Here is a 13,103-nt window from a genome sequence, read left to right on the forward strand (position 1 = left end):
CACGGGCACCGGCCCGCTCCCGGGGTCAGCGCTGCAGGCCGGCGACGACCAGATCGGTCAGCGATTCGGTCAGGCTGGTGAAGCGGCCGGTGCGGGTGCCGCTGTGGGTGTGGTGCTCGCCTAGCCAGATACCGACGATGGTGGCGGTGCCGTCGCTGGCGGGCTGCCACACGGGCGCTCCGGAGTCGCCGGGGATGCTTTCGGGCATCCCGGTCACGCTGTATTGGTAGCCGAGTAGCCGCCCGTCGAGCTGTCCACAGACGGTCTTGGTGCGGATTCCGCTGCGACACACGGTGATTGCGGGATCTGGAACACCCATGCCGCTGACAGGCATGCCGTTGATCGTGGACACNGATCGGCTGGTGCCGAAGTTGATCAGCGCGAAGTCGTCGAAAAGCGGATCGGGGTCGTTGACGGCGACGGCGACGGCGCCGGTGGCCCCGCTGTCGTGGTCGGATACTGCGGAGCCGCCACCTCGAGTGCAGTGGCCGGCGGTGACCCCATAGGTGGTGGCCCCGGCGGTGTAGGTGTAGCCCAGCGTGCAGGTGGTGGACCCGGTGTTCGAGTGCACGGCGATCTCGTCGCCGGCGGCGACGGTGTAGGCGCCGGCATGGCTGAGCGCGGGTGCGAACAGGCTGGTGATGGGGATGAGGGCCCCGGCGAGGGCGGTCAGTGTTGCTGCTCGGGTGGGCCGCATCGCGAGTCCCTTTCTTCCTGGTGGGGTGCTGCGAATCATTGTGGGCGCGACCGCTGACAACCCGGGTTCGGGCGCAGGCTCAGCGCTGCGACCGCGTGCGTTGCCGCTCGGCAGCGCGGCGGGCGCGGTTGTGCAGGGTGTCGATCCAGGCGTGCGCGGTGCGGGCGGATTGGCCGTGGTCCTGGGCGGCGCAGGATTGGACCGCTTGGCCAGCGCGAGCGGCGATGCGCAGATCGACGCTGACCGGGGTGGAGGTACGGCCGGGGCTCATCACGGCTGGTCCCATCCGGGCTGGGCGGCCGCTTCGGCGCGTCGCCACAGTTCGGCGAGGTCGTCGCGGGCGGTGCTGATGTGGGTGGTGAGGTCGGCACGGTCGGCGCCACTGTCGGCCATCTGCTGCATGCGGATTCCGTGTTCGCGCACCGCACGGCGGTACGCCTCGTCGAGCACGTCGCGCGCGTGGTTGGCTGCTGCGGCAGCGCTGACGGTGTGGGTGTAGAGGTCGGCCAGATGCAGGGCCAGTCGGTGGTGTTGGCCGGCGGTCGGGGGGCGAGTGGGGTCCAGCGACTGGGTGGCGGCGTGTTGGCGACCGTAGGCCAATACGGTGACCGGATCGGGGTCGCGGCGGGCGTCGGTGACGCGGCGGATGATCTCGTAGACCCAGCGGTTCATGGGCCGCCAGATGGCGGTGTCGGGGATGAGGTCGCAGAACGTACGCGCTCGGGTGTAGGGCATCCACAGCAGGGCTCCGAGGAGCTGATTTTCCGGCTCCCAGCGTGCGGCGATGGTTTCGCCGCTCGGTTCGGCGCTGAGCTCGAAGTCTTCGGTGGCCGCCCGGTCGGTGTCGTTGTCGGGGACGACGTGCAGTGGGGCGCGGTGCGCGGCGGTCATGATGCGGTGGCCCCCCAGATCAGCAGGGCATACCACCAGGTCAGGGCGCTGGCTTGGTCGGTGGTGGTGGCGGTGGGCAAAGCGGCGTGCACGGCGGCGGCCAGCTCGGCGGGGCTGGGGTGGGTACCGGCCTGGCTCAGGGCGTGGTGGCGCAGTGTCTCCAGGACATGCTGATCGGGTGCGGTGGGCAGCTCGACTCCGGCCAGCTGTGCGGCTTCGCGCCAGAGTGTGCCAGCGGTGAACCAGCAGTGGCCTTCGGCGCGGGCGGCGGTGAGGACCGCCAGCGGGTAGCGCGCTCCGGGGTCGGTGTCGGCTCCGTGGTGCCAGGTGTCGTGGTGGTCGGTGATCCATCGCTGCGCGGCGACGGCGGCGTGGTAGGTGGCGGTCTCGCTGGCTTGGTGACCGGCCGGGGCGATGGTGGCGTGTCCCGTGTGGTGCGGCCTGGTGGCGCGGCTGTCGGGTTCGGCCAGGGCGAGCAGTTCGTAGCGGGTGGTGTCAGGGTGCGTGGGCAGCGGGCGCAGGTAGTAGTCGGCGCCGATGACGTAGTTGATGAGGCTGCGGTGAGCGTCGTCGCGGTCGGGGTGGTCGGTGGTGGTGACCGACCGGCCTTGGTGGTCGATGGATAGCTGGTACATCGTGGGTCTCCTGTCGTGGTCAAAGGTGATCAGGCGCTCAGCGGGTGGGCTTTGCTGACCTCAGCTATGCGGTCGGGCCGGAAACCGGACCAGTGCTGTCCGCCGGCCACCACGACGGGGGCCTGCAGGTAGCCCAGTCCCATCACGTAGTCGCGGGCGTCGCTGTCGACGGTGATGTCGACTGTCGCGTAATCCACACCTGCTTTGTCCAATGCTCGGAAGGTCGCGTTGCATTGCACACAGGCGGGCTTTGTGTAGACGGTGATGGCGGTCATTTCTCACTCCTTAAGGGTTGTCACGAATTGCTGTTATCTATTTCGATTATATCGGCATTCCGGCGTGTCAGGCAACATTTATCGGGCTATTTGTGGGTAAGCTGTGACCTTTTTCGACCGGGCGAAAACCAGCGCGTAATTACGCTGAAGGCNACCCGTTCGGCCGGTATGGCTCTGGCCGGTATCGGACCCTCGAATCGGTCGTAACATGCGTTCGCACAATCCCGTTCAGCTTTGGTGCTGCCTGTTCTTTGGCGCTTTCTCGCATCAATGTCATGGCCGGCGTAGGGCCCAGCGCAGTGCACAGGTCCGGGCGGAAAGTTTTCCCCGTGAGCGTCTTTTGCGAGCGGATTTGTGGAAAAGTTTCCGGGCCGTTAGGCCGTATCCGTGGCCTTGCGCGGAGCGGGCCGCCGGCCACAATTGATAAAAGAGAAAGCGGTCAGAAAAAATAATTCAGTAGCGCCGTCAGGCGCTTCCGCTGCACTGGTCGCGGCGATGTCGATTTCGTGGATGAAATGCGCGACCATGGTCCTGCTGATGGCGGTCCCGAGCGGAAGGTGGGACCGGCGCTGACCGGCCCCACCTCCCGACCCGGGGGCTAGTCGTCCTCGGTGGGCTCGGACTGCTCGGTCAGCGAGTCATAGAGTGCATCAGCGGTTTGCTCGCCGAGGATGACGCGCTCAATGTCGGCCAGCGGGTAGCTGTTGTCGGCCAGGAAGCGCAGCAGCTCGGCGGCTCCGACGTAGTGGCCCCAGCCGCTGCCCCGCCAGGCGTCCTTGCCGGTACGGGCTTCCAGTGCACCGAGCACCAGCGCCAGGGTGATCACCTGGGCGCGTCCGTCGCCGGTGGCGGGCAGCTCGGCCACCATCTTCGTCACTGCTGTCGAGTCGCTGGCCCCGAGCAGCTCGGCGCTGATCTGCCCGCCGTGGTGTTCCTCGATCAGGCGCACGTCGCGGGTGAGGCAGCTCGCCACGAACATCGCCGCACCCTTGGGGGCGGTCTTGCGGGCGAGGATCTTGTCGGTGATGAACTGGCGACGCACCTGCTGGGCGGCTTCGCCGAGCTTGTTGAGCGCGATGACCTTGCGCCGCTCGCGGCGCGCCGCTTCGGCTGCTGCGGCCTCCCGCGCTTCGGCGTCCTGGTCGCTGGAGTCATCGGCGTGGTGGTCGCTGTCCTCGCGGGCGAGGGCTTCCACGCGCTTAGCCAGTGATTCGCACAAGACCAGTCCGGCGGCGGCGTAGTCGGTGCACAACCAATCTGCCTCCCACACAACCACTTCGGTGACTGAACTGGGGTCGCGCTTGCCCTCGGCAACCGTGGCACTGAATCGAGCGTGCCAGTCGATGTCGTGGGCGTCGACCGATTCGCCGGTCTCGGTGTCGACGTAGCCTTCGACTTCGGTCAGGCAGACCGCCCAGTGTGCAGGGTCGGTGACATGCTCGTCGGTGGCGGCCTCACCCTCGGGGGTGCGCAGGTAGCGCAGTTCCACGCAGGTCGTGTCCCCGTAGGCGGGGAAGTCCTCGACCACGGTGTATCCCTGCTCGGTGTAGCTGGCGGCAGCTTCCTGGTAGGCCTGTTGGGCGGCGCGGTCCTGGCGGATTTCGGCGACCCGATGCTCGAATCGGTTGGTTCCGGCCACTTCGAGCAGACGCATGATGGCGTCGGGGTCGTCATCGAACTCGCTGAGCACTGCGGCCTCTGACAGCGACAGTTGCCCCGCGTCGAGTGCCTCCATCGCGGCCTGTGATCCGGCGGCGGTTGCCACGGATTTGACCGTGTCGCGCCCGATGGACAGCTTCTTGGCGACCTTGGTCACGGAGGCTCCGGCGTCGAGCATCTGCTGGATGCCGCGTGCCCGCTGGGCCTCGGTGAGTTCGCGGCGTCGGTCGTTCTCCACGATCTGCTCGGAGACCCGTTCGACCACCTGGGCCTTGTCGTCGGTCGCACCGGCTGGGCGCACGTAGACCGGGACGCTGGTCAGACCAGCCTCGCGTGCGGCCAGGGTGCGTCGCTGTCCGGCGCGCACCCGCACCACGCCGTCGTGTCCGCGCACCGCTGCGATGGGGTTGAGCACGCCGTGCTCTTTGATGCTGGCGACGAAATCAGCGTCGAGTGCGGCGTCGTCGCGGACGTTGGTTTCCAGCTCCAACGTGTGCGGGTCGAGGTGTTCGAGGGTGCCTGCCGCCGCGACCTGTGCGTTGGTGTCGTTTTCGGTGACGGTGGCGGTGTTCTCGCTCATTGTGATGGTGACCTTTCATCGATGGGGTGAGTGGGCGGTGGCCGCCCGTTCTTTTTGCCTTCTGGCAATGAAGATTTGGGCCGGCATCAGGGCCGTGGAGTGCAAAGGTCCGGGCGCAAAATTCTTCGCGCGAGCGCAGCGAGCCTCGAAAGAAATTTGCGAGCCCTTGGGCCCGGAGCGCAGCGGAGGCCGTGGCCTTGCACGCAGCGGGCCGCCGGCCATAATCGAAAGCCAGAAGGCAAATAAACTAGCGCCGGGGCCCGCAGGGACCCGGTGTTCAGCAGCGCCGCAGGCGCTTCCGCCTATGCAGTTCCCCGATGGCATCGGTGCGGGTCGGTCAAGCCGTGGCTGTCGTGCCCGATGTTCCTGCATGGCAGCTCCTTTCGGGATCGTGGGGGATGGGGTGGTCTGGCCCGCGCGGGGCGGGCCAGACCACCCGGGGGGTTAGAGGGTTTGCAGCATCCGGAAGGCGTTGGTCTTCAGGGTCTGAGCGGTGCTGCCGCCGGTGACTGCGCGCAGGGCCCGTACCGACTGCGGATCTCCTGCGGCGCGGACCTTGCTGTAGTGGTCGACGTACTCGGTGACCGCGTTGTAGGCCGCCCACCGGGTCCCGGCGATCGGGGCGACGGTGGGGCTGGACACCCACAGTTTGACGATCGCGTTGGCGGTGTCGCGGCGGTTGCGGGCCGTGGTCTTGGACTCGGCGCCGTCGACGTCGACGAGCTCGCCGGCGAAACGGCGCATCTGGTCGAGGTCCATGGGGGCGGCGTAGAGGGCGGCTGCTTCCTGCTCGAACGCTTCGACGTAGCGCCAGCTCAACTTGAGTGCTCGTCGGGCCTCCTGCAAGGCGACGGCGGCCCCGCCGGTGTGGCTGATGCCGAAGCTGGCCGCCGCGCGTGCGATGGCCGCGCTTTGGGTGTTGGCGCATACGATGCGCACCGGCGTCACCAGGAAGCGGAACTTGCTGGACCCGTCGTGAGAGTTCAGCGCGGCCAGGTAAAAGTCGGTGCGGTCCTTGGTGCCGTCGATCCCGTCGAACACCATGGATTCGGGCAGCTTCATGGTCACGAACGTTTCGCGCCCGCCGCGTAGCGCCCCGGCGGTCTCGTAGACCGCACCGCTTTCTCCGGTGAGCGCGTCGAGCAGGTCGCACGATGCTTCGTTTTGCATCGGCTCGTACTTGTTGCCGACCACGCCGAGCACGTCGAGGGCTCCGGTGATGGGGTTGGTGCGCACGGTGGCCCACTGGTCGGGCACTGCCAGCGGGGCGGGTGTGGTGACACCGGTTTCGCTGATCACCGGCTCCTGGGGGACAACCAGCGCCATTTTGCGGACGTTCCAGTTGGCCAGGTGGGCGGCGTGCAGAGCCTCGCGGGCGGTCATAGCGTGGCCGACCTGCTGGCCGAGTTGGTGCCAGGCGTCGGTACGCGAGTCGGCGAAGCTGACTTTGCCTGCGGTCTGATCGAGTTCGTGAGCCATGGTGGGTTCCTTTCGGGAGGTGAGTGGGCGGTGGCCGCCCGTTCTTTTTGCCTTCTGGCACTGGAGATTTGGGCCGGTAGAGGGCCGTGGAGTGCAAAGGTCCGGGCGGGGCAGGTCCCGGGTGAGCGCAGCCCGAGCCTGTGGGCCCGCAGCGCAGCGGAGGCCGTGGCCTTGCGCGGAGCGGACCGCCGGCCACAATCGGAGGGCCAGAAAGGCAAAATTCGGTGGGTCGGCGGCCCCGCAGGGGCCGGCGAATCAACTGCAGCGCCGCCAGGCGCTTCTGCTGTGGATATGCACCGCGCCGGTAGCCTGGGTTGATGTCGTCGTGTGAGAGTGCGCTGGTCGATGCCTTGACGCGGCCCATCCAGGGGCCGGTGTCGGCGCCGGTGCTGACCTGGGTGGTCACCGGCGTGTGGCCGCGCCCAGCGATGCCGTTCGACACCGCCTATGCGCAGCCGGCCTGGTCGGACCCGCTGGGGCTGTAGCTGGCGTGCCCGACGGCGGGTGTCAGAACAGCGCGACATCGCCGGCCACCTCGGCGAACCAGCGCTCGAAGTGGGGTCTGGCCTTGTCCGCAACGACGGCCGGGCAGGCGACATAGAACCGCTCTGCCCATGGCGGCGTCTCACCGCGGCGCACCGCGATGCTGCGCGCGATCCCGTCGTTGCCGGTGTGCAGCTGCCCGGGCATGCCCAGTAATGCGGCTGCCATCTCGGCGCGAGATCCACGATCAAGCCGGCGCACTGACCGGGCGATGACCGGCTTAGTTCCGGTCCCGCGAACCTTGGCCACCCGGCGCACTTCGTAGATCGCGTGCTCGGTGTCGTCGAGGCGGCGGTGGAACAGGTCAAGGACACCGGTCAGACCAGCAGCAGCAACATCGTCGTAGAGGCGGCCAGTCGGGCGCAGGGTCTGCTTGTCGTTGATACAGACCGCGACGTGTTCGATGAATAGGGCCAGCGCTCCGGCTGCGGGATCAGCGGCGTAACGCTGCAGCGTCGACTGCACGCCTCGTGCCGAACTCAGCGCGAAAGGACAATAGCTGCAGGCACTTTTGAGCCATCTGCGGCCCGTGAGGTTGTAGACAAAAGTGTCGCAGTCAGCTCTCGTCCATCCCCATTGGATCGACCGCTGTGGGTTCAGGATTTCTGAAGGGTCAGATCGACGAACTCAGGGCAGAACTTCGCTTCGGAGCATACGCGGGCCGTGCGCCGAGTTATTGCACACGCTCAGCACATCAGCGCCACGTAAAGAACCCGGTCAGCTGAGCTTATTCTCCGAAATTGCAGTGGATCGCCTGCTACCTTTTCCTGAATTGCTGGTTCTGCTGACGAACCTGCGACGGCGAGAATTGGGGGTTCGCCATGTCTGTATTGGGTGAACGCGCGGTCGTTCTGGGCGCGAGCATGAGCGGACTGCTCGCGGCCAGAGTGCTCTCTGACTTCTACCGGACGGTTACGGTCGTCGAGCGTGATGTGTTGTCCGACGAACCGGAGAGCCGGCGGGGTGTGCCGCAGGGACGCCATGGCCATGTGTTGCTCGCGCGCGGTGCGCAGACTGTGGGTGAGCTGTTCCCAGGGATTCTTGATGAGCTGGTCGCCGACGGCGCTCCCGTTTGGGATGACGCCGAATATTGCCGGCTGTACCTCTCCTTCGGTGGGCACTTAATGCCGCGATCCGGCAAGGCAGCCGTCGATGATCCCAAAGCAAACGCGCTTTATCAGCCGAGCAGGCCGCTTCTGGAGTGCCATGTCCGGCGGCGGCTGCAGGCCATTGAAAACGTCACGATCGTCGACGGCCAGGACGTGGCTGGCCTGACATCGACGGCAGATCGCAAGCGCGTCACCGGTGTTCGGGTGGTCGATCGCGGCGGCGGGTCCGAACAGGAGCTGACCGCGGATCTTGTGGTCGACGCGATGGGCCGCGCTGCCCATACACCGGCCTTTCTGGAAGGCCTCGGGTATGGGCGACCGGCTGAGGACCACGTCGTCGTGCACACCACTTACGTCAGCCAACTGCTGCGGATCCCGCCGGGCACCCTCAAGGAGATGCTGACCCTCGTTGGCGCCGCTCCTGGTCGGCCAACGGGGATGTTTCTGTTCGGCTATGAGAACGACACCTGGATGTTCACGGTATTCGGGATGGTCGGACACCAACCGCCCCGCGATTTGGCCGGCATGCTGTCCTTCGCCCAGGACTTCGCCCCGGCACACGTTTTGGCGGCAGTGCAGGCGGGTGAGCCAGTGGCACCTGTGGTGCAACACCGGCTGCCTTCCAGCCAGTGGCGACGCTACGACAAGATGCGGCGATTTCCCGAAGGTCTGCTCGTCACGGGTGATGCGATGTGTAGCTTCAATCCGGTCTACGGCCAAGGTATGTCGGTAGCGGCGATGGACGCTCTGGCACTGCAGGAGTCATTGCGCCGCGGCGTCACCGGCCTGTCGCGACGCTACTTTCGGGCTGCGGCGAAGTCGATCGGGGTGGCCTGGGGACTCGCGGCTGGTCCTGACCTGGCATTCCCAGAGGTCGAAGGACGACGAACGCCTGCGATGCGGCTTACCAACCGGTTTGCGGACTGGGTGCTGACCGCCTGCGAGACGGACCCCGTGGTGCATGCCCAGTTCACTAGGGTCACTGGCCTGGTCGAGCCGCCTTCGCACTTATTCGATCCGTCGTTCATTTACCGGGTTGCGACCGTCAATCGGCGTCGCCGGCAACGTGGTTCGCAGCCTCAGCCAGCTGGCGTGGCGCGCATAGCGGACGGCCATACGCCTTTACCCGAGACCTTGTCGGAGTAATCACCAAGAAACCGAACCTGCGGCGTTCATCATTCGCGCCGTAGCGATCACCCACAGGCGGCCGAACGGCCTCTCTCGCCGTTGCGCCGTGCCACACTGTCGACCATGACGGTGGTTCTGGTGCACGGCAATCCGGAGACTGACGCAATCTGGGGCCCTCTGGTCGACGCTCTCGGACGCGACGATGTGATGCGCTTGTCGCCGCCGGGATTCGGTGCCCCGCTGCCCGACGACTTCTCCGCGACGTACCTTGCCTACCGTGACTGGCTCGAAGATGAGCTTGAGCGCATCGACGAACCGGTCGACCTCGTCGGGCACGACTGGGGCGGCGGCCATGTGATTAACGTGGTCATGCATCGACCCGGCCTCGTGCGCAGCTGGGCCAGCGACTGCGTCGGATTGTTCGACCCCGACTACGTCTGGCACGACCTCGCTCAGGTATGGCAGACGCCCGGCGACGGCGAGCAGCACGTCGACACCATGCTTGGCGGCACCGTCGAGGACCGCGCCGCCCAGATGACCGCGTTAGGCATACCTGCGGACATCGCGACGTCGATCGCCGCAGCGCAGGGTCCGGAGATGGGTCGGGCGATCCTGTCCTTGTACCGCTCGGCGCGGCAACCCGCGATGGCCGAAGCTGGCCGCGCGCTGGAGTCTGCCGCGGCTCGACCGGGACTTTCACTGCTAGCCACCGAGGATCCATACATCGGCTCCGACGACATCCGGCGTCGCGCGGCTGAACGAGCCGGTGCCCACACGGAGGTGCTCAGTGGGCTGGGGCACTGGTGGATGGTGCAGGACCCGGCTCGCGGCGCGGCGGCCCTTACTGACTTCTGGAAAACGCTCGACTAAGTAGATGCGGGTGCGTGATCGGCATAAAGGATCTGGCGCGCTGCCTCGGAGTAGCGGATGGCTGTGTGGTGGGAGATTCCGAATACCGCGGCCAAGTGGAGGGGGTCCGGGCCGCGGTTGAGGGCTTCCTCGAGTTGTCGGTCGACGCGGAGTCGATCGAGCGTTGCGCTGAGACCGGCGAAGAGCTGGATGATGGTGTAGTCGCTGACCGGGCGGGTGTCGTTGGCTGTCTGACCGGTCACCAAAAGGTGCGGGTTGGCCGTGTTGGGCCATGTTTGGCGGCGAAAGTCTAAGTAGGTGAGCAGGGTTCGGTGGGTCAGCTCCTCAACGCGTCGGGTGTGCCCGCCGATGGTGATGCGCCGCGCACCAATATCGATGTCGTCGAGACGGATCACTCGAATGTCTGCCGGGCGCGCCGCATGGACCGCGGCAAGCACCAACGCGATTCGGTGTTGTGGCGTGGTGGCCGCGGCGACCGCCCCGCGGTAGGCGTCTTCGTCGATGGGAAGCAGGACCGATAGCTCTACGCGTCCAGGTCGCAGTTGGGCGGTGGGATTGACAAAGATCCGCTTTTCCCGTTTGAGGAACTTGAACAGCGATCGTAAGACAACCAGGGCCTGACTGCGCGCACTCGCGGGGAGCGACTCGACTGCCGAGAGTACGTCGTGTGATGTGATCTCACGTAGATGGTCATGGTCAGCCGACCACTGCCGCAATATCGGCGCGACGACGCGGCAGTATTCACTGGCGGTTCCGGCTTTCCGGGGTTTCGATCGTGGTGATCCGTTGCGCAGCCGGGCAAGCCAGTCCAGGGCATCGCGACGAATCGCGGGATCAACGTCGGCGAGGCGACGCTGCCAGTTGATCTCGATGGTGTCGACTCGATCGTCAAGGAGTAGCCCGGCTTCATCCAGCACGGCGGCAAGGCGGGTCACGCTGATACGAAGGTGGGTCGTCAGGGCCCCCAATTCGGAGTGCGGCACGAGTTCGTCTGGCGGTCGGCACGCCAGGGCGACGATCAGCCCGCGCCCGACGTCATACCGCAGGCGTGACGACCATCCATAGGCTCCCGCAACCCGATCGGCGGTGCGCATCGCCCGCGCGATGTGCGGTTGCCGCAGTGCCTCCTCAAACCACTCGCTGAACGGTGGGCGCTCGAATTTGGCTAGATCCCGGCGGGTTTCGAAAAGCCGATACTGACCGAGGCCTTCTGCTGGTTCGAACGCCTTCGGCGGAGTTAAGGTACGTCGTAGGCGCTTCTGTGGTCGATGCTCCGCTGGCAGGCGGTAGCGTAGGGCTCGGAGCATGTCGGCGAAGAACAGCTGGTGACCGTCGAGCGTGCCGAGAATCGGTATGAGGGAGTCGCCATGGCCAGGGCGGGCGCGACGGCTGGCCTCGGTCCAACACAGACGGCAGAATCCCTTGCTGCAGTGAAGGATTCGCCTGCATGCCCCGCATTGTTGGCGCGTGTCGGCGTGGTTTCGATTGAACCCCCAGCAGGCTGCACAGCGTGGGTTCCACCGCAATGGTCCCCACGCGAGGCAGTCGATGCAGCTGCCGATGCGCATTCGCTGCGGGGCTCGAGTCATGCGGGAGGAAGGCTGCGGCCGCGGGGTGCGCGCGGCCGGACGGCCGGCGGTTGTTTCGCTTCATCGCCGACGGCGGACGCATCGACAGACGTCGCCGGGGCGGCCGGGGCAACGGTGTCGTGTTCACGAAGGAGCAACTCTTCGGGCCCACAGTCAAGGACGGAGCAGATCACCTCGAGTTCGTCGAGTTTGATGCTGTGCGGCTGACCCGACCACAGCCCAGACATCTTGCCTGCACTGATCACCAGTCCCCGTTCACCGAGCAGGCGTTGAAATTCGCTTGCTTTCCATATTCCGCGGTTGGCCGCGGCCAAACGGAGGTTCCACCTCATGGGAGGAGTCCTTCCAGACGACGGGCTGCCCTGTGTTGGCCTTGAATCCATGCGTCTTCGATGTGCTCGCGGTGCACGTGCACGTACCGCATAGTGGTTGCGACCCACTCGTGCCCAAGCACCTCCTGGATGGCCAGAAGATCCATTCCGGACCGATATAGCTGCGAGGCGCAGTAGTGCCGCAGCACGTGCGGCGTGAGGCGTCCCTGCCACTGAGGAAGGTGCCGCTGCACCGCTTCTCCGAGCGCCGCGCGCAGCGGCTCGCGCGAGATGCGCCCGTTGATGCCGTCGGCGTTGCGGCGTTCGGACGGGAACAGCGGTGCTCCGGGCTGATCCCACCCGTCACCGAAATGGGCCCAGACGTCCTCGACGAACCACCGCAGGGTTCGATCGGCACCGTTGATCAACGGAACCAGACGCTGCTTGGGGCCTCGCCCTCGCGAGCCTTTGCCGTAACGAACGTGCAGCTTGCCGAACCGGCCCAGATGCCATTTGATGTCATCGAGATCCAGACAGCGACACTCGTTGATCCGCACCCCAATTCGGGCCATCAGTTGCGCTGCAGCGAAGCTTCTGGCCATCGGCGCGAACTTGCGGCACGTGCGCAGATCATCACGCCAAGCGGCAAACAGGGCATCGACCTCAGCCTCGGTCGGCGGCACCCGGATCGCGATCGTCGGAGTCCCACGCGGCTTGTTGACCTCGTCGATCGGGCACTCAATGGCCCGCCCGGTGATGTTGTAGATCTCGACCTTGTGGCGCAACTCCAGATATTCAAAGAAGATCGACAGCGTGCCGGCCTTGCCGTGGCGGGTTGCCGGCGCTGCACTGCGTAACACTTTGCCGAAGTACTCGTCGGCGTGTCGTGGTTCCATCTCCCACAACGGTGTACTGAGCCACTCCCGGATCTGTTCCAGGTCGATGAGGTCTTGGCTAATAGTCGCATCGGCCATCCCCGCAGCCGCGCGCGCCAGCACGAACCCGGCCATGACGTCGGTCTCGAACTCGGCAAGCTCCTCAGGCGTGGTCGGCGGCCGAGCGCCACGAAGGTCATGCACCGGGGCCATCGCGCGCGCCATGCACGTCCCCCTCACTTCAGCCAATCTCGCGGAACGTCATCCTATACGATATAGCTTCAGTAATCATGAAACTTCATCAGAATGAAGTAGTTCTGGCAAGAGGACCAGCTTGCGGCTGATCAGGGCAGATAGTGACGACTCAGCGTCCAGCGAAGAGCCCGACGAACCCAGGGCAACTTACATAAGGGGGTAGCGGCCGGTTCGGGCTGCTGTGTTGTAGGCGGCGTCGCGCTCGGC

Annotated in this window: 13 protein-coding genes; 3 read left to right on the forward strand and 10 right to left on the reverse strand. The window is 66.0% G+C overall.

Translation table 11 applies throughout. The features are described from left to right. Positions 1-776: 776 nt before the first annotated feature. The 6 genes from H7I57_RS23930 to H7I57_RS23955 form a co-directional block, all read right to left on the reverse strand. Entirely contained in the window at positions 777-968 is a 192-nt protein-coding gene (locus tag H7I57_RS23930; protein ID WP_006247565.1) for a hypothetical protein, read from the reverse strand. After that, complete coding sequence (locus H7I57_RS23935; protein WP_006247566.1) at positions 968-1,588, reverse strand: hypothetical protein; 621 nt, start codon at positions 1,586-1,588, stop codon at positions 968-970. Before H7I57_RS23935 ends, H7I57_RS23930 begins: the two co-directional genes overlap by 1 nt. Continuing rightward, positions 1,585-2,223 (reverse strand): hypothetical protein, encoded by a 639-nt coding sequence (locus H7I57_RS23940; RefSeq protein WP_163680988.1) that lies wholly within the window; start codon positions 2,221-2,223, stop codon positions 1,585-1,587. Before H7I57_RS23940 ends, H7I57_RS23935 begins: the two co-directional genes overlap by 4 nt. Positions 2,224-2,252: 29 nt before the next feature. Next, complete coding sequence (nrdH, locus tag H7I57_RS23945) at positions 2,253-2,498, reverse strand: glutaredoxin-like protein NrdH (RefSeq protein WP_264026563.1); 246 nt, start codon at positions 2,496-2,498, stop codon at positions 2,253-2,255. A gap of 598 nt (positions 2,499-3,096) precedes the next feature. Then, a complete protein-coding gene (locus H7I57_RS23950) occupies positions 3,097-4,737 on the reverse strand; it encodes a ParB/RepB/Spo0J family partition protein (RefSeq protein ID WP_264026565.1) in 1,641 nt (546 codons plus the stop codon). Positions 4,738-5,181: 444 nt separating this feature from the next. After that, entirely contained in the window at positions 5,182-6,216 is a 1,035-nt protein-coding gene (locus H7I57_RS23955) for a DUF932 domain-containing protein (RefSeq protein ID WP_013470240.1), read from the reverse strand. Between the two features lie 317 nt (positions 6,217-6,533). Here H7I57_RS23955 and H7I57_RS23960 point away from each other — a divergent pair, with 317 nt between their 5' ends. Beyond that, positions 6,534-6,701: a hypothetical protein gene (locus H7I57_RS23960; protein WP_170311245.1), complete on the forward strand. Its 168-nt coding sequence runs from the start codon at positions 6,534-6,536 to the stop codon at positions 6,699-6,701. A 22-nt stretch (positions 6,702-6,723) separates the two neighbouring features. Here the strand turns inward: H7I57_RS23960 and H7I57_RS23965 are convergent, their stop codons facing one another. Then, positions 6,724-7,224, reverse strand: coding sequence for a hypothetical protein (locus H7I57_RS23965; RefSeq protein ID WP_264026568.1), 501 nt, complete (start codon positions 7,222-7,224; stop codon positions 6,724-6,726). Between the two features lie 356 nt (positions 7,225-7,580). Here H7I57_RS23965 and H7I57_RS23970 point away from each other — a divergent pair, with 356 nt between their 5' ends. Both H7I57_RS23970 and H7I57_RS23975 read left to right on the forward strand, forming a co-directional pair. Beyond that, complete coding sequence (locus H7I57_RS23970; RefSeq protein WP_048471608.1) at positions 7,581-9,014, forward strand: FAD-dependent oxidoreductase; 1,434 nt, start codon at positions 7,581-7,583, stop codon at positions 9,012-9,014. Positions 9,015-9,119: 105 nt separating this feature from the next. Beyond that, positions 9,120-9,866 carry an alpha/beta fold hydrolase gene (locus H7I57_RS23975; RefSeq protein WP_048471609.1) on the forward strand — a complete coding sequence of 249 codons (747 nt, stop codon included), beginning with the start codon at positions 9,120-9,122 and terminating at the stop codon, positions 9,864-9,866. Here H7I57_RS23975 and H7I57_RS23980 read toward each other — a convergent pair. From H7I57_RS23980 to H7I57_RS23990, 3 genes are all read right to left on the reverse strand, one after another. Beyond that, the gene (locus H7I57_RS23980) at positions 9,863-10,960 is read right to left on the reverse strand and encodes a site-specific integrase (RefSeq protein WP_234714119.1); all 1,098 of its coding nucleotides are present in this window, start codon (positions 10,958-10,960) and stop codon (positions 9,863-9,865) included. The two genes, H7I57_RS23975 and H7I57_RS23980, sit on opposite strands and share 4 nt — an antisense overlap. Positions 10,961-11,451: 491 nt before the next feature. Beyond that, entirely contained in the window at positions 11,452-11,787 is a 336-nt protein-coding gene (locus tag H7I57_RS23985; RefSeq protein WP_006244713.1) for a helix-turn-helix domain-containing protein, read from the reverse strand. Beyond that, positions 11,784-12,866 (reverse strand): tyrosine-type recombinase/integrase, encoded by a 1,083-nt coding sequence (locus tag H7I57_RS23990; protein WP_048471610.1) that lies wholly within the window; start codon positions 12,864-12,866, stop codon positions 11,784-11,786. Before H7I57_RS23990 ends, H7I57_RS23985 begins: the two co-directional genes overlap by 4 nt. Positions 12,867-13,103: the final 237 nt, after the last annotated feature.

The organism is Mycolicibacterium pyrenivorans, assembly GCF_025821625.1.
GTDB lineage: Bacteria > Actinomycetota > Actinomycetes > Mycobacteriales > Mycobacteriaceae > Mycobacterium > Mycobacterium pyrenivorans.